Raw genomic sequence first — 23,020 nt, 5'->3', positions numbered from 1 at the left:
GATCAGCAGTGCCATGCAGGAGCTGACCTTCACGCGAAGGGCGACGGTGATCGGCGGATTGCAGATTGGTGTCGGGGTGCTGCTTGCTGCCCGGATGGCCTATATCTCCGTCGCCGAGAACGAGCGCTACAAGCTGCTGTCCGAAAGCAACCGGGTCAATCTCACACTGGTGCCGCCCCGGCGAGGCTGGCTGATCGACCGCAACGGCAAGCCTATTGCCAATAACAAGACCGATTTTCGCATCGACATCATTCCGGACCGGCTGCGCGACAGGAAAAAGACCGTTGCCACGCTGGCAAACTTGCTGGCTCTCGATGCGGAAGAACTGGAGCGGATCAACAAGGAACTGGAACAGGCAAGCAGCTTCCAGCCCGTTCAGGTCGCCACCGGACTGGATTCCGAACAATATGCCGCCGTCAGCGTCCGGCTTCCCGACATGCCGGGCGTGTCACCGCGTCAGGGCTTTTCGCGCAATTATCCCAGCGGCCCGGCCATCGGGCATCTGGTCGGCTATGTCGGCATTGCTTCGTCCGAAGATTATAAGGAAAATCCCGATCCGATATTGATTACGCCGGGTTACAAGATCGGCAAGGATGGTCTGGAGAAAATCTTTGAGGGCCGGTTGCAGGGAAAACCCGGGGCAAAGCGGGTCGAAGTCACGGCACGCGGCAAAATCGTCAGGGAGCTCAACACCCGCCCCGATGTTCCGGGAAAGCCGTTGCAACTGACCCTCGACATCGATCTTCAGGAATATGCCGCCCGCAGGCTGGGTCCCGAATCCGGCTCGGTGGTCGTTCTGGATTGCCTGAGCGGTGACATATTGACGATGACGTCAATGCCATCCTTTGATCCGAACAGCTTCTCCGATGGTATCGGTGTCACCGAATATGGCATGTTGCGCGAAGACGACCACGTCCCGCTGCTCGACAAGTCTCTCAAAAGCCTGTTCCCACCGGGATCGACGGTCAAACCGATGGTCGCCCTCTCCTTTCTGGAAGCGGGACTGGACCCTGACGAAACGGTCAATTGCAACGGCGGACTTCAGGTCGGCAACCGCCGCTTCCGCTGCTGGAAACGGGGTGGCCACGGACGGGTCGACATGGCCAAGGGCATTTACCAGAGCTGCGATGTCTATTTCTACTATTTTGCCCAGAAAATCGGGATCAATCCGATAGCCTTGATGGCCAATCGTCTGGGGCTGGGACAGAAATATCCACTGCCTGTGCTCAGCCAGTTCTACGGCACGGTTCCCGATCCGGCGTGGTTGCGCAAAAAATATGATCGGGAATGGCAGGCCTATGATACGGTCAATACCACCATCGGTCAGGGCTATATGCTGGTCAATCCGACTCAGCTGGCGGTCATGGCCGCGCGTATTGCAACGGGCAAGAAAATCGTTCCGCGCCTGATCATGGACAAGAAGAAAACGCCGATCGAAACATTGAACCTTGATCCTGAACATCTCCTCTATGTCCAGAAGGCGATGAGCGATGTGGTGAACGGACCCGGCACAGCCGGGCGGGCTCGGCTGCCGATTGAAGACGTGAAGATGGCCGGGAAGACCGGTACGGCGCAAGTGGTCAATCTTGATTTCGGGCGCGGTGGCCAGGATGTTGCCTGGAAATATCGGGATCACGGCCTGTTCATCTGCTTCGCCCCCTATGACAATCCCCGCTACGCCGCTGCGGTGGTGATAGAACATGGTGGCGGATCGGGCGCGGCCTATCCCGTTGCCCGAGATGTCCTGACCTTCCTATATGATCGCGAAAAAGCGATGGATATTCTGACCGGGATGGAAAAATCCTGGGGCGGTACAATCCAGGAACGGATGGACATAAAAATGGCGGCCTATCGCGCCAGGAAAAATGCTGAAAAGGCCGCAGCCGAAAATCCTGTTCCGGCGAAGCCCGCGGCCACCGAAGCCGCTACCGATGCCGCTACAGATGCCGCTACAGATGCCGACGCTGGAGAATAGAAATTGAGTGATTTCATTCCAGCGCCGATTGCGCAGCTTCCCTGGAAAACGATCCTGCTCTTGTTCGTGCTGGCCAGCTTTGGCTTTGTCGTGCTCTATTCCGCCGCTGGCGGCAGCCTGACACCCTGGGCTGGCTTGCATATGGTCCGTTTCGTCATCTTTGTCGGAATGGCGATCGTGCTGTCGCGATTCAAGGAATCCTTCTGGAAAACAATGGCTTTCCCGGCCTATATCGCCGTGGTTCTGATGCTGCTCGGCGTGGAATTGATCGGCGCCGTCGGCGGCGGCAGTCAAAGATGGCTGAACCTCGGCTTCATTCGACTGCAGCCATCAGAACTGATGAAGGTCGCGATCATATTGGCGGTTGCCCGTTTCTATGATCTTCTGCCGCCCACTCAGACACGAACATGGGGTGCGATATGGCCGCTTTTTGCCCTGCTCGCGGTTCCCTGCGCCCTGATCCTGCTGCAGCCCGACCTCGGGACGACGATAACGGTTGTCGCGGGTGCGCTGACCATTGCCTTTCTCGCAGGCCTGCCGCTGCGTCTGTTCATCGGCGGCGGCGCGGCCATCGCGATATTGGCTCCGATCGCCTATTTCTTTGCGCTGGAAGAATATCAGCAACGACGCGTAACCACTTTCCTCAACCCGGAAAATGACCCGCTCGGTTCGGGCTATCATATCAGCCAGTCCAAGATCGCCATCGGTTCGGGCGGTCTGTTCGGCAAAGGTTTCTTGAATGGCACCCAGAGCCATCTGGATTATCTGCCAGAGGGGCATACCGATTTCGTCTTTGCGACCATGGCCGAGGAATGGGGCCTGTTCGGAGGCATTCTGGTATTGTTCTGCTTCTTCCTGCTGTTCCGCTGGGGCCTCGGCGTGGCGATGAAGGCAAAAACCCGTTTTTCCCAGCTCACTGCAGCGGGACTGACGGTGACGATTTTCTTCTACGTAGCGATCAACCTGATGATGGTGATGGGACTGGCACCGGTGGTTGGCATACCCCTGCCCTTCCTGAGCCACGGCGGATCTTCGATGATGACAATCATGATCTGCGTCGGGATATTGATGTCGATCGAACGCCACCCGGGCCGCCGGGGTGGCGCATTTGCATGATTATTCCAACCAACATGTTGCGTTCGTGAAATCCGGCCCTATATAGCCACTCATATGGACGCTTAGCTCAGTTGGTAGAGCAGCTGACTCTTAATCAGCGGGTCGTGGGTTCGAACCCCTCAGCGTCTACCATTTTCGCCGATAAAGAAACCATCCGGCGGATGGTTTCCGGCAAAAATCCCTGTTATCAACCAGCGCATTTCCGCGATTTTATTGTCACGGCGGGATTCGCGCTTGCTGCGCTTTCAGGCCGAACGGGCTATAATCCAGTGCCCGGCTATGCCCCCGATGGAACCCCTCGGTCCTGATCTTCCGGCAAGGCTATTGGAGTCGCCGCGCAGATCGTCCGGAGCGCCTGTTTCAACCCTTCTTCGATTGTCGGGTGATAATATGGCATTTCCAGGAGCTGGCTCGCCGTCTGCCCCTGCTGGATCGCCCATGTCAGCATATGCGCCAGATGCTCGCTGGCGGGCGTACACAAGTCAGCTCCGATCAACCGGCCATCCGGCGCAGCGGCATAGAGCGTAAGAACACCTTCATTGGTGCCTTCCACCCGCGCCCTGCCCTGATCACTGAAATCAGCGGTTCCGGTAATCACCCCGTCTTCTTCCGACTGACCGATTCGCGCCACTGGCGGGCTGGTGAAGGTGATGCTGAAATGCGGAAAGCGGTCCGCGTGTATCGACACCGGATAAGCTACAGCATTGCGCCCGGCGATCGCGCCGTCCTGCGAGGCTTCGTGCAGCAGAGGCAGGTCATTGGCAACATCCCCGGCAAGAAAGATCGAACTGTCACCACATTGCATCGTGTCGCGATCGTGGACGGGTACACCGTCATCGTCGAGCGCGATTCCGGCAGCGGAAAGATCGAGGCCCTCGAGATTGGGCGGTCTTCCGGTCGCAACCAGAACATGATCGAAATCCGCCTGACCCGAAGATGCGCCGCTCCATGCAAGGCGGACGCCATTCTCTATAGTGTCGGCCGTCAGATCCACGCCCAGTTGCAGGCTAAGGTCCTTCTCGATGATCCCCTTGAGCGCCGCGTGCACCTTGTCGCATCGAATGCCGCCAAGGCGTTCGCCCTGATCAAATAAAGTGACTTCCACGCCCAGTCGCGCCATAGCCTGTGCCAGTTCCAGACCGATGGGACCGGAACCGATGACGGCGAGGCGGGACGGCAAGTCCTCCAGATCGAATATATTCTCGTTGGTCAGCAAGCGCTTTCCCAATCCGGCGAACTGTTCGGGGACAAAGGGAACCGAACCAGTAGCGATTACGATACGGCGAGCCTCAATCTGACGGCCATCGTCCAGCTCAAGGCTGTTGGCCGCAATGAATCGCGCCCTGCCCCGCAATCGTACGCGTTCGGGAATATCGGCGATGCTTTCGCGAGTGAGGCGGGCGAAACGATCACGCTCGGTGCGCACCCGCTGCATCACGGCCTTGCCGTCGATCTCTACATTCGAAACCGTGATCCCGAACCGGCCGGTAGACCGGGCAGCATGGGCCGCATGCGAAGCCGCGATGAGCAGCTTCGACGGCATGCAGCCTACGGTCGCACAGGTTGTTCCGTTATAATAGGGATCAATCAGCAGCGTCCCGGCGCCATTGGAGCGGGCAGCCCGTTCTGCCGCCAGCCCGGCGGTGCCGGCACCGATGATCGCGACATCGCAGCGTAACATCTTGGCCATATCAGGCGCCAATCGTGATCGACTTGACGTTCACAAACTCCTTCAGGCCCACTTCGCCGTGCTCCCGACCGTAACCGCTGTCCTTGACCCCGCCAAAAGGCATGTCCGGCGAAGCAATGGTATAGGTATTGATGTTCACCATGCCAGTATCGAAATAGAGCGACGCCATTTTGACCGCACGATCAACGTCCTTGCTGAAGATACCGCCGCCCAGGCCATAGCGACTGTCGTTGGCGATGCGCATTGCGTCCTCGTCATCTTTCGCCTTGATGATAGAGGCCACAGGACCAAAAATCTCGTCGTCATAGGCGGGTTGCCCCGGCGCGACATCGACCAGCGCGGTGGCGGGATAGAACCAGCCCGTGTCGTCAGGTATCTTGCCACCGGCGACAATCTTCGCACCCTTGGCCACACTTTCCTCCACCTGCGAGTGGACCTGATCACGCTGACTGCTTGATACCATCGGGCCAAGCTGAGTGTCGCCGTCATTCGGGTCGCCCATTTCCACCGCGTTAAAGGCTGCCGCATAGCCTTCGACAAAGGCATCATAATTTTTCTCGGTGACAATGAAGCGCTTCGCGTTGACGCAGGTCTGGCCGTTGTTGAAGATCCGGCCCTGGACACAGGCCTTGATCGCAAGATCGAGATCAGCATCGTCGAACACCATATAGGCATCGTTGGAACCGAGTTCGAGAACGGTCTTTTTCGAGACGGCTGCCGCCCGCTGGGCAACTGCGCGGCCGGCTTTGTCGCTACCGGTCAGGGTCACGCCGCGAACGAGATTGTGCTCGATGATCGCATCGGACTGATCGTGGGTTATCAGCAGAACGCCAAACAGGCCCTTGGGCAGACCCGCCCGCTCGTAAATATCACGCAGCAGCAGTCCGCTACCTGTGCAATTTGCTGCATGTTTCAGCAGGACGCCGTTACCGACCATCAAACTGGAAATCGAATAACGGATCGCCTGGTAGCAGGGGAAGTTCCAGGGCTGGATGCCATAGATAACGCCCAGCGGCGAATAAGTGACAAGCCCTTTGCCGTCCGGCACTTCACGTTCTTCATCCGCTAGCATGGTGGGACCGTGCTTGGCGGTATAATCGCAAACGCCGGCGCAAAGCTCGATCTCTTCGCGCGCGTCGCTGAGCAGCTTGCCCATTTCATCAGTCATCAATTGGGCAAATTCCTCCTTGGAATTGCGCAATTCATCAGCGATTGAAGCAATCACGCTGGCTCGTTCATCCAGCGTTTTCAGACGCCAGTCGAGAAAAGCATCATGGCTTTTCTGGACGACGTCCATCGCCTCTTCATCCGACATGATCGGATAGGTTTCCAGAAGCTCTTCGGTGAGTGGGTTTACGGTCTCGATGGTCTTGTCGGTCATGGGGAAGCCTTTATTTTCTGATTTGGTATGAAGCATCGCGAGGGGGCTGGTTCAGCCGTAGGTTTTGCGATGTTTGTCCAGCGTATCGGAGGCATGTTCGAGCGCCTTGTCGATCGCCTCGACAAATGTCTCGTCAGTGAGTCTGTAAATGCCCTTATGAGCAGCACAGATGATCTTTGTGTCGGCCCAGTCGCGCGCGAGGCCTCTGGCCCAGGCTATATAGTCGTCCGCCGCTCCAGCGCGTTTCTCCAAGCCGTCAGCAAGCTTAGGATGGAAACGCAATTTAGGGCCCGGCACGACTTTCTGGACGAGCGACGGCAGATCAATAAACATCAGCGTATCGTCAACGTGGACGATGTCCGTTTCCCGGTGACGCACGATGACCGAGCCAACATGTACACTGTCGTCATCAGAAATGAAGTCGACGCCGGAAGGGATTGAAAAATCGAATATATCGGAGAATTGGCTTTGGGTTGCCCTGTCCTCAATCACATCCGGATCCCATTGCAAATGCGGAGCCTGCTCGTGATGGCGGCGGGTACCTATCAACCGTGCATGCGGCAGAATATCCTGTATGAATTTGCAGTGGATGGTGTGAAATGGGTGCACATTCAGCACCGCCTCGATCAAAGCGCCGTCTTCGGTCAACGCCATCAATTCTGCTTGATCCGATTTGTCCAGTTCGTAGGAATCGATCAATATGAAAGTCCCGCCAGGCTTGCGCACCAGCGACATATGTGTGCCAATATTGATGACGTGCGAGATTTTAAAATCACCGCGTATATTCCAGAAATTGTCAGCCAGATGTTCGATCGCGGCGCTCCTACGATTGTTTGCTTGGGGATTGCCAAGACAACACCCGAGCGCTGTATCGGTTCCGCTGTAAACGCTAATGATCGGAGGAGCGCGGTCGGCAGATGGCGTAGAAGCAGCGACTTTGGCGCCGAGACTTGGATGATAAAATCAAACAGCCAATATTACCGAAGTTAGAACTCTATGACATGGTCGCTATAAATCAGCGGAACGACTTACCAACCTTCCGCTAGCGGAGCTGGCTGTCCTTGCTGCCACGCCGATTTATGCCCGCACTTTTCCTGCCCGCATCACGCGCCGACTGGCAGGCGACACAGGTTCTAGTGCCGGGTAAGGCGCGGCGTCGGGCTTCGGGAATTTCCTCACCGCATTCTGCGCAATATTTCGCGGCTTCACCAGACGGCATGTCTGCCCGCGCGCGCTTCACCGCGTCGGCAATTGTATCGTCAATCTGATCCTGTACCGCGCCATCACGCGCCCAACCGCCTGCCATAAAAAGCTCCCAATTTTATCCATTTAAGAAAAACTATATGTGGGAATTAACGATCGGAGGGCACAAAGGTTGCGGACGCAGCCCGGTCGGAACGGAAACGCGTCCCATATATATAGAAAAAGGCGGGACTCTTTTGGAGAACCCGCCTGATATTTCTAGAACAAAGCGCGAAAAAATCGGGGAGCGAAACTCTGCTCCCCGGATTGATTATTTGTTGACGGCGTCTTTCAAACCCTTGCCGGCTTTGAATTTTGCCTGCGTGGATGCTGGAATCTGCATTGGTTCACCGGTGCGCGGGTTGCGGCCGGTTGAAGCTTTACGCTTCGAAGTCGAAAAAGTACCAAAACCAACGAGACGAACTTCGCCGCCGCTGGACAATGCGCTGCTGATGGAATCAAATACGGCATCAACCGCTTTGCCGGCATCACTTTTGCTGAGGCCGCTATGATCTGCAACGTTACTGATAAGATCCTGTTTATTCATTCTGGGTATCCCCCCTTCTCTATTGGCAATTCATTTTGAATCGCGCTCTTGTCTGACGTCAGTAATGCGAAATTATCCGGGTGTGTCAAAGAAAAACCGCTGTTTTCTGCGCCAAACCTCCATTTTTTACGCCAAATGACAGGAAATGGGACAAACGGTTAAGGCGCGTTATCTGTTTAGATTATTTTACAGCGACAATTCACCTGTGTTTCAGATTCGCGACTCGATGTTGAACGTCAATTAATGGCGCGCTGCAGACCCTGCGTCATCAGCAACCGGTGCCGTTGCGTGGCTGGCCAGTTCGTCTGCATCACTCCATTCGATCGGCACCACTTTTTCCGTCAGCGCTTCAGCAAGCACTTCATCAACGTGGCTCATCGGTATGATCTTGAGTTTCGAAGTAATATTTTCCGGAATTTCGACGAGATCTTTTTCATTTTCTGCCGGAATCAAGACCGTGGTGATGCCACCGCGCAATGCTGCCAGCAGCTTTTCCTTCAGTCCGCCGATCGGAAGAACCCGACCGCGCAATGTGACTTCGCCAGTCATCGCGACATCGCGCCGCACGGGAATGCCGGTCAAGGTGGAAACGATAGCGGTGACGATGCCGACACCTGCCGACGGCCCGTCTTTTGGCACAGCGCCTTCGGGCAAATGGATGTGGATATCCTTGCGGCTGAAGAAACTGGGCTTGATGCCATAAGATGGTGCCCGCGCCTTCACAAAGGAGAGCGCCGTCTGAATGGATTCGTTCATCACGTCACCGAGCGTACCGGTCGTCTTGATCTGTCCCTTGCCGGACACCGTAACGGATTCAATCGTAAGCAGCTCACCGCCGACTTCCGTCCAGGCGAGGCCGGTTACGGCACCGACCTGATTCTCTTCCTCGCCGATGCCATGGCGATATTTTCGAACGCCGGCATATTCAGCGAGATTATCGGGCGTGATTTCCACGCTCTGATACTCACCTTCCAATATCCGGCGCAACGCCTTGCGAGCCAGTTTGGCGATTTCGCGTTCCAGAGTCCGGACACCGGCTTCTCTGGTATAATAGCGAATCAGATCGCGCAGCGCGTCTTCGCGAAGGGAAAACTCGCCCGTTTTCAGGCCATGGGCCTCGATCTGCTTTTCAACCAGATGGCGCTTGGCGATCTCGACTTTTTCGTCCTCTGTATAGCCTTCGAGACGGATGATTTCCATCCGGTCGAGCAATGGCTGTGGCAGATTGAGCGAGTTGGCGGTGGTCACGAACATAACGTCCGACAGATCAATATCTACTTCGAGATAATGATCCTGGAACTTGTCATTCTGTTCCGGGTCGAGCACTTCGAGCAGCGCCGAGGCTGGATCGCCGCGGAAATCCTGTCCGAGCTTGTCGATTTCATCGAGCAGGAACAGGGGGTTGGACGTGCCCGCCTTCTTCAGATTGGAGACAATCTTGCCGGGAAGCGAACCGATATAGGTTCTCCGATGCCCGCGGATTTCCGCTTCGTCGCGAACGCCGCCGAGTGACTGGCGCACAAATTCGCGGCCAGTTGCGCGCGCAATCGAACGACCGAGCGAAGTCTTGCCGACGCCGGGAGGGCCCACGAGGCACAGGATCGGGCCTTTGAGCTTATTGGTACGAGTCTGCACCGCGAGATATTCAAGAATCCGTTCCTTGACTTTCTCGAGCGCGAAATGATCATCATCCAGAACCTTCTCGGCCTGTTTCAGGTCTTTCTTGAGCCGCGACTTCTTGCCCCAGGGCAGTCCGAGCAGCACATCCAGATAGTTACGCGTTACCGTTGCCTCGGCAGACATCGGCTGCATGCCCTTCAGCTTTTTCAATTCGGCAGTTGCCTTGGCTTTCGCTTCCTTGGAAAGCTTGAGCTCCTTGATCTTCTTGCTCAGCTCGGCGAGTTCGTCACCCTCGCCATCTTCGCCGTCGCCCAGTTCTTTCTGAATCGCCTTCATCTGTTCGTTGAGATAATATTCGCGCTGGGTCTTCTCCATCTGGCGCTTGACCCGGCCACGGATTTTCTTCTCGACCTGCAACACGCCCAGTTCGCCTTCCATGAAGGCAAATACCATCTCGAGACGTTTGACGGGATCATCCTCCATCAGGAGGCTCTGCTTGTCGGAGACCTTTACGTTGATATTGGCGGCAACCGCATCGGCGAGGCGCGAGGCATCGTCAATTTCGCCCAACTGAACCACCGTCTCTGCCGGCATCTTCTTGTTGAGCTTCGAATAATTTTCAAATTGTTCGACCACCGAACGCATCAGCGCCGAAGTCTGGGCGTCATCAGTCGCCTGTTCGTCGATCAGGTCTACCGAAGCCAGCACATAGCCTTCATCCTTGTCTTCAAGGGACAGATGCCTAGCTCGCTGCTTGCCTTCCACAAGAACACGAACGGTTCCGTCAGGCAATTTGAGCAACTGCAGAACGGTTGCGACCACTCCAAGATCGTAGAGCTGATCGCGAACGGGATCATCTTCCGCCGGATCGAGCTGCGCGACGAGGAAGATTTCCTTGTCCGAATCCATTGCTTTTTCGAGTGCCACCACGGATTTATCGCGACCGACAAAGAGCGGCACGATCATGTTCGGAAACACCACGATGTCGCGCAAAGGCAACAATGGTAGCGTTTTGGATTCAGGGGCGGGATTTACTTCGAATTCGGACATTTCTACTCCAACATATTGCGCTGCAACAGCGCTTCTCTCCACTATATGGTGCCTGTTGGAGACACTTCAAGCGGAATGCATCCGATCCGCAGCAGGACCTAGAATGGCAGTTTAAAACCTGGGGGTAACTGCATACCGCTGGTCATCTTGCCCATTTCCTCGCTGCTCACCGTGTCGGCACGATTGCGGGCGTCATTGAACGCCGCCGCGACCAGATCTTCCAGCATCTGCTTATCGTCGGGCTTCATCAGGCTTTCGTCTATCGTCACCGCGATCACACGTCCTTTTGCCGTTGCCTTGACCTTGACCAGTCCGCCGCCGGCCTGGCCTTCCACTTCGATGCTATCAAGCTTCTTTTGCGCTTCCTCCATCTGGGTCTGAACCTGCTGCGCCGCTTCCTGCGCGGCTTTCATCATTTCTTCCATCGATTTCATAGCTAAGCGCTCCTTGATTCTTGTGGGCGTGGGTCGTCATTTTCCAGCAGGACGGCATCGGGAAAAGCTTCAAAAGCGGCTTTTACCAGCGGCGCATCCAATATTGCCTGTCGTTCAGCATCTCTGGCCATCTGTTCCTGTTCGGCGAGGCTCGGCTCCGCTTCACCCGGCCCTTCGGTGATATTCCACTCCTGACCGGTTTCCTGCTTCAGCGCTCCGGCAATTTTCCGGATATCTGCCTCGGCGATTGTACGCACCGGCTGATAGACAAGGTCGGGTGCATTGAGCGAAACGACCCGCATGTCGGCAATCAATATGCTTTCCAGAACAGCGGAAACCCGGCCGACGGCGGTGACAATATCGGTGAATTTGGAGGGCAGCGCGCCAGTTTGCGGTTCATGCTGCTTTTGCGGAGCAACGGGCTCAGCAATCATCTGCGCGACAGGTTCGGCCACGGGTGGTGCAGATTGTTGATTTTCCGGCGCGCTGGCGGTCGCCGGCCTGCTCTGCTCCAGCATTTTCCCCAGTTTTCCCGGATCGGGCATATCGGCGGCACAAAGCACACGTAGCAGCGCCATTTCGCAGGCTTCGCGCGGCAGATGCGCTTGCTGAACTTCCTGATAGCCCTTGAGCAGCAACTGCCAGAGCCGATGCAGCACCGGATAGGAAAGCTGTTCCGACCAGTCGGAAAATTGCTGCCGGGCGGCGTCTGACAGTGTCGGATCACTCGCTCTGCCAACCTTGAACAGGGTCACTTGATGCGAGAGCGAAAGCAGCCCGTTCATCAGCGACAGCGGTTCGACGCCAATCCTATATTGTTCGGCGATCGCATCCAGTAGCGCAGCCGAATCGCCTTCGAGCAATTGGGCAAACAGCCGCCGGACCGCACTGCGATCCGAAAGACCAAGCATGTCGCGGATCTGGGCAGCCTTGACCTCGCCATCGCCATCCATATCGGCATGGGCAATCGCCTGATCGAGAATCGAAAGACCATCGCGAACCGAGCCTTCGGCTGCCTGTGCGATCAGATCCAGCGCTTCCTGCTCTGCGGACACGCCTTCTTTCCCGACGATCATGCCGAAATGTTGCGATAGCTGATCGGCGCTGATCCGCTTCAGGTCAAAGCGCTGACAACGCGACAGGACGGTGATCGGGACCTTGTGGACTTCGGTCGTGGCGAAAATGAATTTCACATGCGGCGGCGGCTCTTCGAGCGTCTTCAAAAGCGCATTGAAAGCATTTTTCGACAGCATGTGCACTTCGTCGATGATGTAGATTTTATAGCGCGCCGAAACCGATGAATAGCGCACCGCTTCGATAATCTCCCGGACATCGTCGACGCCCGTATGGCTTGCGGCATCCATTTCGATTACATCGATAAAGCTGCCTGTGGCGATGCTCTGGCAAGGTTCGCACTGACCGCAGGGATCGATCGTCGGGCCGCCCTCCCCATCTTCGCCGATGCAGTTCAGCGCCTTAGCAATCAACCTGGCAGTGGATGTTTTGCCGACGCCACGTACGCCAGTCATCAGAAACGCATGCGCAAGCCGGTCGCGCTTGATCGCGTTGCCCAGCGTCTGGACCATTGCATCTTGACCGATCAGCTCAGAAAATTTTGACGGCCGATATTTGCGCGCCAGCACCCGATAGGGTTGAGCCGCAGCCGGAGCGGGCTGATCCGGCGCGTCGACACCGGTGGCCGCGAATATATCTTGTGAATCGGACATGATGGGAGAGTTTAGGGGAGAGCCTTCGGCTTGTCGAAGGCTATTCGCCGTCAATTCCGAGTCTGATCGAAAATATGGACGAAATTCGTCCAACTATGGATATTACGGGAGGGTTGTTATTTGAGAAGCGGCCAAAGCACTATGGCGTTTCAAAGTAGGAGCCGAGCGACCCGCAGAAAAATCGTTGCGGCTGCTTCCTTCCGGACCTGACCGGGTTGGCGAAGACTGCGTCCACCCGACTCCCGCTGCGCATATGGTAGGAAGCTGACAAAAATGCAAGCCGTTAGACGATCTGCATATTATGGCTCTCAACCGGCATATGCACCGTCAGGCCATCAAGGTCCGCTGTGAGTGTGATCTGGCAAGCCAGTCGGCTAGTCCGGCGTGCCCCAGCGGCCAGATCAAGCATATCCTCTTCCATCTCTGTCGCTTCGGGCAATCTGTCAAAATCCGCTGATTCAACAATGACATGGCAGGTCGAGCAGGCCATCTGGCCTTCGCACGTACCTTCGAGAGGCTGGTCGTGGATTTGTGCGACGGTGAGCAGATTGTCGCCTTCCGATGCCTCTGCAGTAACCGTTTTTTCTCCGTCAGAGCTGACAAAATGGACGGTGATCTTCTTCATGATAGCTGACTCTCCGCGGCTCGATTGATCAGGCGCGCCGCCTGTTCCACATCGTCTATACTGTTATACCGTCCAAAGCCTAGCCGAATGGATGATTTGATCTGCGCAGAGCCCATCCCCAGAGCGGCCAGTACATGACTTGGCCGGCCAGAGCCGCTGGCGCAGGCCGAGCCGGCGGAAAAGGCCACGCCGCGAACATCGGACATCAGGCGGGCAACATCGAGCCCCTCGCGGCGGATATTGAGATTGCCGGGATAGCGCTGATCAAGCGAGCCATTCACCGTCCAGTCAGAGAAAAGGCTGCGCGCCTTGTCGGCGAGGCTGGCGATATGCAGCATATCCTCTTGCTGGCGCTCTGCACTTAATTTGGCCGCAGCGCCCAGCCCCGCGCATAGAGCCGGAGAAAGCGTGCCCGACCGAATTCCCTGCTCCTGGCCACCGCCATGGATCAGCGGCGGCACATTGATACCGTCTCGCACCCAAAGCGCGCCAATGCCCTTGGGGCCGTAAATCTTGTGGCCGGAAAGCGCGATCAGATCGGCCTGGCCGGGAATATCAATCCGGCCGAACCCCTGCACCGCGTCACAAAGCATCAGCGCGCCAGCACGATGCGCCATTTCGGTGATTTGATCGACAGGCTGGATAACGCCAATTTCGTTATTGACCAGCATCGCACCAACCAGCGCGGTTTGCGGCCCCAAACATGCTTCCAGTTCTTCTAATATGATCAGCCCCTGCTGATCGACGGGAAGCAGTCTGGTTTCAAAACCCTGCGTGCCATACCAGAGCGCAGTATCGCGAACCGCCGCATGCTCGGTGTCGATGATTGCGATCTCGTTGCGACCTGGCTGAGTTCTGACCGCACCCATTGCCAGATTGATCGCTTCCGTCGCACTTCCCGTGAAAATCACGCGCCCGCCGGGGGGCAGCAATGCGGCAACCTGTTCGCGCGCGACTTCCACGGCAGCAGCAGCCCTACGACCCAATATATGGGGACTGTGCGGATTGCCAAAGCCATCCTTCAGCCATGGCACCATCGCATCAAATACCTCTGGAGCAAGCGGCGTGGTTGCCTGATTGTCGAGATAGATCGGGTTCATAGCCGGGCTCAGCTCTGCCGGGATGCCGCGAATATCGACTTCCACTTGTCGATGAAGGCGTAAATATGAGTCCGGCTTGTGTCCCGTCCGATGCTGACCCGGATCACTTCGCGCGCCACTTGCGGGTCGGTTCCCATGGCTTCGAGCACATGGCTGGTCTTCAGCGTCCCCGATGAACAGGCGCTGCCGGCAGAAACCGAAAATCCGGCCATATCAAATTTGATCAACTGGGTATTGGCGGCAACCCCGGGCATGTGATAGCTGGCGATCGTCGCAATGCGGGGAGCCTTCTCGGCAATCACGGAACCACCCTCTTTCTTTATCGCATCATCAAGATGCTGGCGCAATTCCGCCGCTCGGCCTGCCCAGTTGGCAGGTGCCTCCAGGGCCGCGGTCATCCCCATGATATAAGGCAGGTTCTGCGTCCCGGACCGATAGCCCTGCTCCTGCCCGCCATCGGCTTCGAGCAGCCGGAGATCCTTGACCAGAAGCGCCCCAACGCCCGGAGGTCCGCCGAATTTATGGCCTGCTACAATGATCAGATCGGCATCCGGCAATGGCATTTTTCCGATCGATTGCGAACAATCGGCCAGCAGATAGCCGCCCCGGTCGCGCACGACTTTCGCCAGCGAATCCAGGTCCTGGATCACACCGGTTTCATTATTAACCGACTGGATTGCCACCAGCGCCGGTTCCTCCGCAGACTTCAGCAGGTGGTTCAGGTTCATGGGAACGACCAAACCGTCCGTGTCGACCGGAATCATTTTCGCATTTTTGGCGAATCGCAGAACCACATCATGCTCTACCGGCGAGACAAATTGCGTCTCCGGCTTGGATTTCGTTAGCGCGATCTGAACCGCTTCGCTCGCCCCACTGGTAAAGATAACATCGCCCTTCCAGCCCAGCGCATCCTTGAATCGCCGACGGGCATTCTCCAGCATCGCTTGAGCGGCGCGGCCGTCGCCATGCGGTGAAGACGGGTTGGCCCAATGTTCAAAACCCTCCGCGCAGGCTTTCTTGGCTGCATCGAGCATCGGCGCGGTAGCGGCATAGTCGAGATAGATACGTTTGGGGTCGGTCACGATATGGGCAAAAACTCTCTGGCTTGCGGGATTGAGTTGCGGATTGTTCGACTCTCCCTATATAGACGCTGCATCCAGCGCAAAAGCTATTCTGACTTCTCGCGCTCTGGACACGACAATCTAGATCGAAGAATTGAAAATCCATGCCTGACGTAATTTTTACCGGACCCGAAGGCCGCCTCGAAGGCCGCTTTAGCCCAGGACCCCGTGACCGCGCACCGGTTGCGATGATATTGCATCCCCATCCGCAAGCGGGCGGGACGATGAACGACCGGATCACGCAGGCCATGTACAAGACATTCGTCAAACGCGGCTTCGCAACGCTGCGGTTCAATTTTCGCGGCGTCGGTCGCTCGCAGGGCGTATTCGACAATGGCATTGGCGAATTGTCCGATGCTGCGGCTGCACTCGACTGGGTGCAGAGCTTCCATCCCGAAGCCCAGACGACCTGGATCGCCGGCTACAGCTTTGGCGCCTGGATCGGCATGCAGCTTCTGATGCGCCGTCCGGAAATCCGCGGCTTCATCTCGGTATCTCCACCAGCGAACATGTATGATTTCAACTTCCTGGCACCCTGCCCGTCATCGGGTATCATTGTGCAGGGCGTGAATGATGAAGTCGTCACCCCCAGCGCGGTCCAGAAACTGGTCGACAAGCTGCGGACGCAAAAGCACATCACCATCCATCACGACGAAATTCCCCGCGCCAACCATTTTTACGAAAATGAAATGGAATTGCTGATGGGCTCGATCGACAATTATCTCGACATGCGGCTTGCACCGGATTCGCCGATTAAATAGGTCTACTGACCTAGTTGACGGACGACGGTGATAGCGGCTGATTGCTCTCCGGTGTGGGAATCGACCAGATTCCGACATTGGCGAACATCACAGCGGCCGCCACTAGCATCAGCAAGCCCTGCTTTCGATTGGTGCCCTTGCGCAATATGTAAATTCCGCCAACCAGCAGCGCAGCTCCTGCGAGCATGAGTATCGATAAGATCAGGTTTGACATGCCGAAGCAGTTACCGGCGCATCAACTGGCTGACAATCAAATCTTTCGATGAGTTTGCGGAGCGAAGGCTTGGCCGAGCCCGGATTCAGGCGCAGCATTGCCAGGAACATCAATATTATCTAGATCAGAGACAGAACAGGACGAACCAGAAACGGAACTGGCAGTGTGATTCCCGAACCTTCCCTGCTGATGATCGCCCCGATGGCGGATGATCTGGACTTGGCACGATTGCCATGGTCGGAAGCGGCAGCGGAACATATATCCGTCAACCCAGCCAAATTCAAAAATCTGGAAATGGTAGAGGTCATATTCGACGCCATGACCTTCCTTGTCTCTCGTCTGACCGTATCGGAAACACACCAGCATTTGGTTGCAAAGAAATGCAAGCCGCTGTCATGCGCTCCGCCTGATGTCGGAGAATCTGCCATCGGGGTCGCACTGGGAGAGAATCTAGCCAGTGCCGGGAATCTACCCGAGGTAAACCGTCGATTGCTATTGCTCGGCAAATGGATCGGAGAGGGATTGAACGCGACCGCAGCAGCCTGGCTGCCGTCCCGGAGGCTGACGAATTTTTCTCAATATGCCAGGGCCGTTGACCAATATGTCAGCGACGGCCGCTTCCCGGCCTTCTTTCAGACCTCCATTTAGGAGGTTCGCGCCGGGCATTTCGTGACCAGCGGCTTGGACTATTTTGCCGGCCAGGAAATACGGCTGACCATCGAGCAGGCCTATGGCCTTACCGATGTAACCGACAGGCTGGCGCACATCATCGTCGATATCGCGAGGCACGGAAAGGTAGGCAGGCCCGCCCGCTCAGCGGGCATGGCTGAAGGAGAAACGCTGGTTTACACCCCCAGCGATGATCTTGGCCATGTCGACATCAGCATCCAAAACGATGCCTTCAACGCCGACGCGGCCAAGATTTAACTGGTTTCTAGGCTGCTGTCGGTGCCGCTTCCCGGACATTCTGGTCAACATGCTCGGCAAATTGCTCGAAATTGTCGATGAACAATTTGACCAGCTTTTGCGCGGTTTCGTCATAGGCGCTCGGGTCAGACCAGGTCGAACGGGGATCGAGAATCCCGCTGTCTACGCCCGATACCGAGATCGGAACTTCAAAGCCGAAATTCTCGTCAGTCCGGAATTCACCGTCGTTCAGGCTGCCGTCCAGTGCGGCATTGAGCAACGCCCGGGTCGCCTTGATCGGCATCCGGTTGCCTTCGCCATATTTCCCGCCGGTCCAGCCGGTGTTGACCAGCCAGCAACGCACGCCGCCCTTGGCGATCCGCTCTTTCAGCAGATTGCCGTAAACCGACGGATGACGCGGCATGAACGGTGCACCGAAACAGGTCGAGAAAGTCGCTTCCGGCTCGGTCACGCCGATTTCGGTACCGGCGACCTTGGCGGTATAGCCGGAAAGGAAATGATACATCGCCTGTTCTGGCGTAAGCCGCGAGATCGGAGGCAATACGCCGAATGCATCCGCGGTCAGCATGATGATATTCTTGGGTACCGGACCCATATTTTCTTCGGAAGCATTCGGGATGAATTCGATCGGATAAGCGCCACGGGTGTTTTCCGCCTTGCTGTTGTCGTCGAGATCCAGTTCGCGGGTTTCGGGATCCATCACGACATTTTCCAGCACCGTGCCGAACCGGCGTGTGGTCGCGAAAATTTCCGGTTCCGCTTCTTCGGAAAGACGGATCATCTTGGCGTAACAGCCGCCTTCGAAATTGAACACGGCAGTATCCGACCAGCCATGCTCGTCATCGCCGATCAGCACCCGGCTGGCATCAGCGGATAATGTGGTCTTGCCGGTTCCCGAGAGGCCGAAGAAAATCGCGGTATCGCCTTCCGGACCGATATTGGCCGAGCAATGCATCGGCATGACCGAATCGAGCGGCAGCAGATAGTTGAGCAGACCGAAAACCGATTTCTTCATTTCACCGGCATAAGCGGTGCCGCCAATCAGGATCAGCTTCTCGGTCAGATTGACCGCGACGACGGTTTCGCTGCGCGTGCCATGACGCGCTGGATCAGCCTTGAAGCTGGGCAGATCGATGATCGTATATTCCGGATCGAAAGCCGCCAGTTCGTCTGAACTCGGCCGTACCAGCATCGTGCGGATGAACAGATTGTGCCAGGCCAGTTCGTTGATGATGCGGACATTGACCCGATGTTCCGGTTGCGAACCACCAAAAAGGTCCTGCACGAACAACGTATCCTTCTCGGCCAAAGCAGCAAGAAAGTCTTCCTTCAGCGCGGCAAAATGATCCGGCGTCATCCCGACATTGGTTTTGCCCCACCAGACACTGTCTTCGGTTTCGCCGTCACGCACGATGAACTTGTCATTGGCGGAACGTCCGGTGTGTTTACCGGTTTCGACAACCAGGGGACCGTCCTTGGCCAGATGACCTTCGCCCCGGGAGACAGCGGCTTCGACCAGAGCGGGCGCACCGAGATTCCAGTGCTGTTCGCCTGAATTGGTAAAACCTTGATCATTTAACGTTACAGACGAAACTTTTGGCACTGATAATCCCCTATGGCTTGGAACAGGTTGAGGTCACGCCGACCCGGCGAATTTGAATTGGCGCTTACTGAACCCTGTCGAGTCGGTCAAATTTCTTCCCCACGCACTGGCAAAATTGTAGTTTCCCAGACAATTCGCGACTTCGTTTGTCAAAACCGTCACCGACAAGCTATCTTGTAACATATTAGCCCATCCCCTAGATCACATCCAGCGCAAGCGGCAAAGGAACGCAAAAATAATGGCAGCCAATATTGCTCTTGTCGATGACGACCGCAATATATTGACCTCCGTGTCGATCGCTTTGCAGGCCGAAGGCTTTGTCACCCGTGTATATTCGGACAGCGAGGCGGCGCTTCATGCGATATTGGAGAATCCGCCGGACCTTGCAGTGTTCGATATTAAAATGCCGAAGATGGACGGGCTGGAACTGCTCAGAAGAGTCCGCGAAAAATCCAATGTGCCGGTGATCTTCCTGACCTCGAAGGATGAAGAGCTGGACGAGGCACTCGGCCTTGCAATGGGCGCTGATGATTATATCAAGAAACCGTTCTCGCAGCGGTTGCTGATCGCACGCGTCCGGTCCATATTGCGCCGCACGGAATTCATAAAATCCGTCGACGAGGGGCAGGACGAGGAAGCTGCAGAACCACTTGTTCGCGGAAGTCTCGAAATGGATCCGGCGCGCCATCTGGTGCGGTGGAAAGATGTAAACGTAACCCTGACCGTCACGGAATTCATGATTCTCGAGACTTTGGCCCATCGGCCGGGTGTCGTGAAAAGCCGGAACCAGTTGATGGACGCAGCCTATCAGGATGATGTCTATGTCGACGACCGGACGATCGACAGTCATATCAAGCGATTGCGGCGGAAATTCCGCGAAGTCGATTCTGAATTTGATGCAATAGATACGCTATATGGAGCCGGATATCGCTACACGGAATGAAGGCGGACAGGATGAGGAAAGTGGACTGTCCCTCCGCTGGTCAGCCAGGCTGTCTCTCACAACACGCATCTTGGTCGTCAATGTCCTGGCCATTGCATTGCTGGCCGGCGGTCTGTTCTATCTCAACAATTATCGGGACAGGCTGACCGAAGAGCGTTTGACTCAAGCCCGAATGCAGCTGACCATTATCGCTGATGCCTTGTCCGCAGAAAATGCTGAACACAGAAATGCTCTCGTCCGTCAATTTTCCAGCCATTTGGGCGCCAGGCTCCGTCTTTACACTCCCGACGGAACGAAAATCACCGACAGTTTCGCGCTGGCCAAGCCGACATATGAATTTGTCGATCCGGATAGGGAACCCTTACGAAAGGATATCGCCCGCATATTGGACAGGACAATTGAAAGCGTCGTATTCAGCGCTCCTATTCCGGATTTCAGCGAACCGTCCGATGATATAGCGCGCAACTGGCCGGAGCTTGTCGCGGCCGGAACCGAACCGCAAGCGATCAGTTCCGTCAGCTTTGCGCCAGACCGGACTCCAGTGATTACCGCTGGCAAAGCGCTGCCCGACGGGACCGGTTCAATCCTTCTCACTGCCAACGCCCGCGATATAACGCGCATCGTGAGAGCGGAACGATCCAGTGTGCTTCTCGTGATATTGGTTGCCGCGACCGTATCGATCTTGCTCTCGTTATTTCTCGCCCGCACCATTGTCAGACCGATCAGAAAACTGGCCCGCGCCGCAGTCCGCGTTCGCATGGGAAGATCAGATGAAATCGCGATTCCCAGAATGCCGGGACGACGCGATGAAATCGGCCAGCTGAGTCGGGCGTTGTCCGACATGAGCGCTGCCCTGCGCCATCGTATCAACGCCACCGAGGCCTTTGCTGCCGACGTCAGCCATGAAATCAAAAACCCCCTCGCCTCGCTCAGATCAGCGCTCGAGGGGCTGGAACGGGTCGATGATCCGGACCTGCAAAGGCAGCTTCTCGATGTTGCCAACGACGATGTCCGTCGTATCGATCGGCTGATCAACGATATTTCCGATGCATCTCGAGTCGATGCCGAGCTGGCCCGGGCCAGATTTGACCCCATTGATATCGGCAATATGCTGGAGCAACTGCTCGCGGCACGGGAACAACGGGCCTCCAATCTGGGCGTTCATATCGCCTTCGCGCGACCGGCCAGGGATGTTGCCAAGGTAATGGGCGATGGCGGACGGCTGGAACGGGTTTTCAGCAATCTTCTGGACAATGCCGTCTCTTTTTCACCCGAAGGTGGTCTGGTGGAAATATTGGCAACCCCGGATGGTGATGAGATTGTCATCCATGTTGCGGATGAGGGACCAGGCGTTCAGCCGGAACAGCGAGAACAGGTCTTTCAGCGCTTCCATTCCGACCGGCCAGATGGCGAAGCCTTTGGAAAGCATAGCGGACTGGGGCTGGCGATCGCGAAAACGATCGTCGAAGGTCATCAGGGGACGATCAAGATTTTGGATCGACCTGGCGGACAATCGGGCGCCTGTTTTGAAATTCGCCTGCCAAAGGCACCAGAATGACCAGCAAGACCGGAGACGATGACCGGGCAACGATTCACGCAACTGCCGTCGCTATTGCTGGTGCCGGCCTGCTGATTCGCGGAAAGTCCGGATTGGGCAAATCGGATCTTGCCTTGCGTCTTGTCGACCGCGGTGCCACGCTGGTCAGCGATGATCAGGTAGACATCAGGCGCGAGGGCCAGAATTTGCTGCTCAGCCCGCCGACCAGCCTTGCCGGCAAGCTGGAGGTTCGCGCGCTCGGCATTTGCGAGTGTGACCATGTTTCCGACGTAGCGCTAAAATTGATCATCGACCTGAAAGAACATCCCGATCGCTTCCCGATGGATCGACAAAGCATGTTTTTGCTGGGAATAAAGGTCCCATCCTGTACATTGAACGCTATGGAAGCGAGCGCAGCAATCAAGGCAGAATGGGCTTTGCACCGGATAATGCAGGGCGCGACAGAATCATGAGCGAAAAACTTGTCAAACCGGTCCTGCTGGTCACCGGCCTATCCGGGGCTGGAAAATCAACGGCGTTGAAAACGCTGGAAGATATCGGCTGGGAAACGATCGACAATTTCCCGTTTCGACTGGTGGAGCGCTTGCTGAAAACACCGCCATCAACTTCCCGGGGCGACAGCGACCCGCCGCTGGCAATTGGTTTTGACAGCCGGACCAGAGGATTTGAGCCGGACAAGCTGATCAAGGGCGTAAAGCGTCTGCAGAAGAAACAGGATTATCAAATTTCCACACTTTATCTGGATTGTGCGGGCGGTGAACTGGAACGGCGCTATAGCGAAACCAGGCGCAGGCATCCGCTGGCTCTGGACCGCCCGGCAAAACAGGGTATCGCGCTGGAGCGAACCATGTTGGCACCATTCCGAAGCTGGGCGGACCACGTGATCGACACCACCGATCTGACCGCCAACGACCTGCAGCGCGAAATCAGGCAACAGTTCACGCTGGACAAGGATGCGGTGACGACGATCACGCTCACCAGCTTCGGCTTCTCCCGGGGCATACCCAATAATATTGATCTGCTGTTTGATGTCCGTTTTCTGGCCAACCCGTTCTGGAATTCGGAGCTCAAGCTGATGACCGGACTCGACACCGAGGTGGCAGAATATATCGGCAGGGATCCCGCTTATGTCGAAGCGATAGAAAGATTTGTCGACATGCTCAAATTCCTGCTTCCGCGCTATCAGGAGGCCGGCAAGGCCTATGTCAATATTGGCATCGGTTGCACTGGCGGGCGTCACAGATCGGTACATGTAGCGGAGCGTCTGAGCAAAGACTTGCACGCGGCCGGCTTTTCGCCCAATGTCCTGCATCGCAATTTGGCGTCAAGGCCAATGGAAGCGCTGGAATCTATGCAGAAATCGAACGGGAACAGGGGAATTTAATC

Annotated in this window: 22 protein-coding genes, 1 tRNA gene and 1 other RNA gene; 10 read left to right on the top strand and 14 right to left on the bottom strand. The window is 56.3% G+C overall.

The window, feature by feature from the left end:
• Window positions 1-13 precede the first annotated feature (13 nt).
• The 3 genes from mrdA (at window position 14) to AZE99_RS07020 (ending at window position 3,223) form a co-directional block, all read left to right on the top strand.
• A complete protein-coding gene (mrdA, locus tag AZE99_RS07030) occupies window positions 14-1,975 on the top strand; it encodes a penicillin-binding protein 2 (RefSeq protein ID WP_082788465.1) in 1,962 nt (653 codons plus the stop codon).
• Between the two features lie 3 nt (window positions 1,976-1,978).
• Window positions 1,979-3,091, top strand: a complete 1,113-nt coding sequence (gene rodA / locus AZE99_RS07025) for a rod shape-determining protein RodA (RefSeq protein ID WP_067199224.1) — start codon at window positions 1,979-1,981, stop codon at window positions 3,089-3,091.
• 56 nt (window positions 3,092-3,147) lie between these two features.
• A tRNA-Lys gene (locus AZE99_RS07020) sits at window positions 3,148-3,223 on the top strand.
• Window positions 3,224-3,368: 145 nt separating this feature from the next.
• Here the strand turns inward: AZE99_RS07020 and AZE99_RS07015 are convergent.
• The 12 genes from AZE99_RS07015 to AZE99_RS06960 all read right to left on the bottom strand — a co-directional run bounded on the left by AZE99_RS07015 (window position 3,369) and on the right by AZE99_RS06960 (window position 15,589).
• Window positions 3,369-4,781: a dihydrolipoyl dehydrogenase gene (locus AZE99_RS07015; RefSeq protein WP_067203382.1), complete on the bottom strand. Its 1,413-nt coding sequence runs from the start codon at window positions 4,779-4,781 to the stop codon at window positions 3,369-3,371.
• Between the two features lies 1 nt (window position 4,782).
• The gene (locus AZE99_RS07010) at window positions 4,783-6,162 is read right to left on the bottom strand and encodes an NAD-dependent succinate-semialdehyde dehydrogenase (protein WP_067203378.1); all 1,380 of its coding nucleotides are present in this window, start codon (window positions 6,160-6,162) and stop codon (window positions 4,783-4,785) included.
• A gap of 51 nt (window positions 6,163-6,213) precedes the next feature.
• Window positions 6,214-6,897, bottom strand: a complete 684-nt coding sequence (locus AZE99_RS07005) for a hypothetical protein (protein WP_231862712.1) — start codon at window positions 6,895-6,897, stop codon at window positions 6,214-6,216.
• A 307-nt stretch (window positions 6,898-7,204) separates the two neighbouring features.
• Window positions 7,205-7,468, bottom strand: coding sequence for a DksA/TraR family C4-type zinc finger protein (locus AZE99_RS07000; RefSeq protein WP_067199220.1), 264 nt, complete (start codon window positions 7,466-7,468; stop codon window positions 7,205-7,207).
• A 207-nt stretch (window positions 7,469-7,675) separates the two neighbouring features.
• Complete coding sequence (locus tag AZE99_RS06995) at window positions 7,676-7,951, bottom strand: HU family DNA-binding protein (protein ID WP_067199217.1); 276 nt, start codon at window positions 7,949-7,951, stop codon at window positions 7,676-7,678.
• 240 nt (window positions 7,952-8,191) lie between these two features.
• On the bottom strand, window positions 8,192-10,621 hold the full coding sequence (gene lon, locus AZE99_RS06990) for an endopeptidase La (protein WP_067199214.1): 2,430 nt from the start codon (window positions 10,619-10,621) through the stop codon (window positions 8,192-8,194).
• A 98-nt stretch (window positions 10,622-10,719) separates the two neighbouring features.
• Window positions 10,720-11,055, bottom strand: coding sequence for a YbaB/EbfC family nucleoid-associated protein (locus tag AZE99_RS06985; RefSeq protein ID WP_067199212.1), 336 nt, complete (start codon window positions 11,053-11,055; stop codon window positions 10,720-10,722).
• 2 nt (window positions 11,056-11,057) lie between these two features.
• A complete protein-coding gene (locus AZE99_RS06980) occupies window positions 11,058-12,782 on the bottom strand; it encodes a DNA polymerase III subunit gamma/tau (RefSeq protein ID WP_082788274.1) in 1,725 nt (574 codons plus the stop codon).
• A 151-nt stretch (window positions 12,783-12,933) separates the two neighbouring features.
• Window positions 12,934-13,028: signal recognition particle sRNA small type (gene ffs / locus AZE99_RS06975), an RNA gene on the bottom strand.
• Window positions 13,029-13,065: 37 nt separating this feature from the next.
• Complete coding sequence (locus tag AZE99_RS06970; RefSeq protein WP_067199209.1) at window positions 13,066-13,407, bottom strand: 2Fe-2S iron-sulfur cluster-binding protein; 342 nt, start codon at window positions 13,405-13,407, stop codon at window positions 13,066-13,068.
• Entirely contained in the window at window positions 13,404-14,507 is a 1,104-nt protein-coding gene (locus AZE99_RS06965; protein WP_067199207.1) for a cysteine desulfurase family protein, read from the bottom strand. Before AZE99_RS06965 ends, AZE99_RS06970 begins: the two co-directional genes overlap by 4 nt.
• Window positions 14,508-14,515: 8 nt before the next feature.
• Entirely contained in the window at window positions 14,516-15,589 is a 1,074-nt protein-coding gene (locus AZE99_RS06960; protein ID WP_443027810.1) for a cysteine desulfurase family protein, read from the bottom strand.
• Between the two features lie 143 nt (window positions 15,590-15,732).
• Here AZE99_RS06960 and AZE99_RS06955 point away from each other — a divergent pair, with 143 nt between their 5' ends.
• The gene (locus AZE99_RS06955; RefSeq protein WP_067199204.1) at window positions 15,733-16,389 is read left to right on the top strand and encodes an alpha/beta hydrolase; all 657 of its coding nucleotides are present in this window, start codon (window positions 15,733-15,735) and stop codon (window positions 16,387-16,389) included.
• A gap of 10 nt (window positions 16,390-16,399) precedes the next feature.
• On the opposite strand, the gene AZE99_RS06950 is transcribed toward AZE99_RS06955, so the two are convergent.
• A complete protein-coding gene (locus tag AZE99_RS06950) occupies window positions 16,400-16,603 on the bottom strand; it encodes a hypothetical protein (RefSeq protein ID WP_067199202.1) in 204 nt (67 codons plus the stop codon).
• A 165-nt stretch (window positions 16,604-16,768) separates the two neighbouring features.
• Here AZE99_RS06950 and AZE99_RS06945 point away from each other — a divergent pair, with 165 nt between their 5' ends.
• On the top strand, window positions 16,769-17,251 hold the full coding sequence (locus AZE99_RS06945; protein WP_067199199.1) for a hypothetical protein: 483 nt from the start codon (window positions 16,769-16,771) through the stop codon (window positions 17,249-17,251).
• 21 nt (window positions 17,252-17,272) lie between these two features.
• The gene (locus AZE99_RS06940) at window positions 17,273-17,530 is read left to right on the top strand and encodes a hypothetical protein (RefSeq protein WP_067199196.1); all 258 of its coding nucleotides are present in this window, start codon (window positions 17,273-17,275) and stop codon (window positions 17,528-17,530) included.
• Window positions 17,531-17,537: 7 nt separating this feature from the next.
• Here the strand turns inward: AZE99_RS06940 and AZE99_RS06935 are convergent, their stop codons facing one another.
• Window positions 17,538-19,133: a phosphoenolpyruvate carboxykinase gene (locus AZE99_RS06935; RefSeq protein WP_067199194.1), complete on the bottom strand. Its 1,596-nt coding sequence runs from the start codon at window positions 19,131-19,133 to the stop codon at window positions 17,538-17,540.
• Window positions 19,134-19,371: 238 nt separating this feature from the next.
• Here AZE99_RS06935 and AZE99_RS06930 point away from each other — a divergent pair, with 238 nt between their 5' ends.
• From AZE99_RS06930 to rapZ, 4 genes are read left to right on the top strand one after another with little or no spacing between them, the layout of a single operon-like run.
• Window positions 19,372-20,076 (top strand): response regulator transcription factor, encoded by a 705-nt coding sequence (locus AZE99_RS06930; protein WP_067199192.1) that lies wholly within the window; start codon window positions 19,372-19,374, stop codon window positions 20,074-20,076.
• Complete coding sequence (locus AZE99_RS06925; protein ID WP_067199189.1) at window positions 20,048-21,634, top strand: ATP-binding protein; 1,587 nt, start codon at window positions 20,048-20,050, stop codon at window positions 21,632-21,634. Before AZE99_RS06930 ends, AZE99_RS06925 begins: the two co-directional genes overlap by 29 nt.
• Window positions 21,631-22,086 (top strand): HPr kinase/phosphorylase, encoded by a 456-nt coding sequence (locus tag AZE99_RS06920; RefSeq protein WP_067199187.1) that lies wholly within the window; start codon window positions 21,631-21,633, stop codon window positions 22,084-22,086. Before AZE99_RS06925 ends, AZE99_RS06920 begins: the two co-directional genes overlap by 4 nt.
• A complete protein-coding gene (rapZ, locus tag AZE99_RS06915) occupies window positions 22,083-23,018 on the top strand; it encodes an RNase adapter RapZ (protein WP_067199185.1) in 936 nt (311 codons plus the stop codon). Before AZE99_RS06920 ends, rapZ begins: the two co-directional genes overlap by 4 nt.
• Window positions 23,019-23,020 lie beyond the last annotated feature (2 nt).

The sequence above is a fragment of the Sphingorhabdus sp. M41 genome, from assembly GCF_001586275.1.
Classification (GTDB): Bacteria; Pseudomonadota; Alphaproteobacteria; order Sphingomonadales; family Sphingomonadaceae; genus Parasphingorhabdus.
Note: the sequence above shows the minus strand (reverse complement) of the source record. Positions and strands in the feature narration are given on the sequence as shown.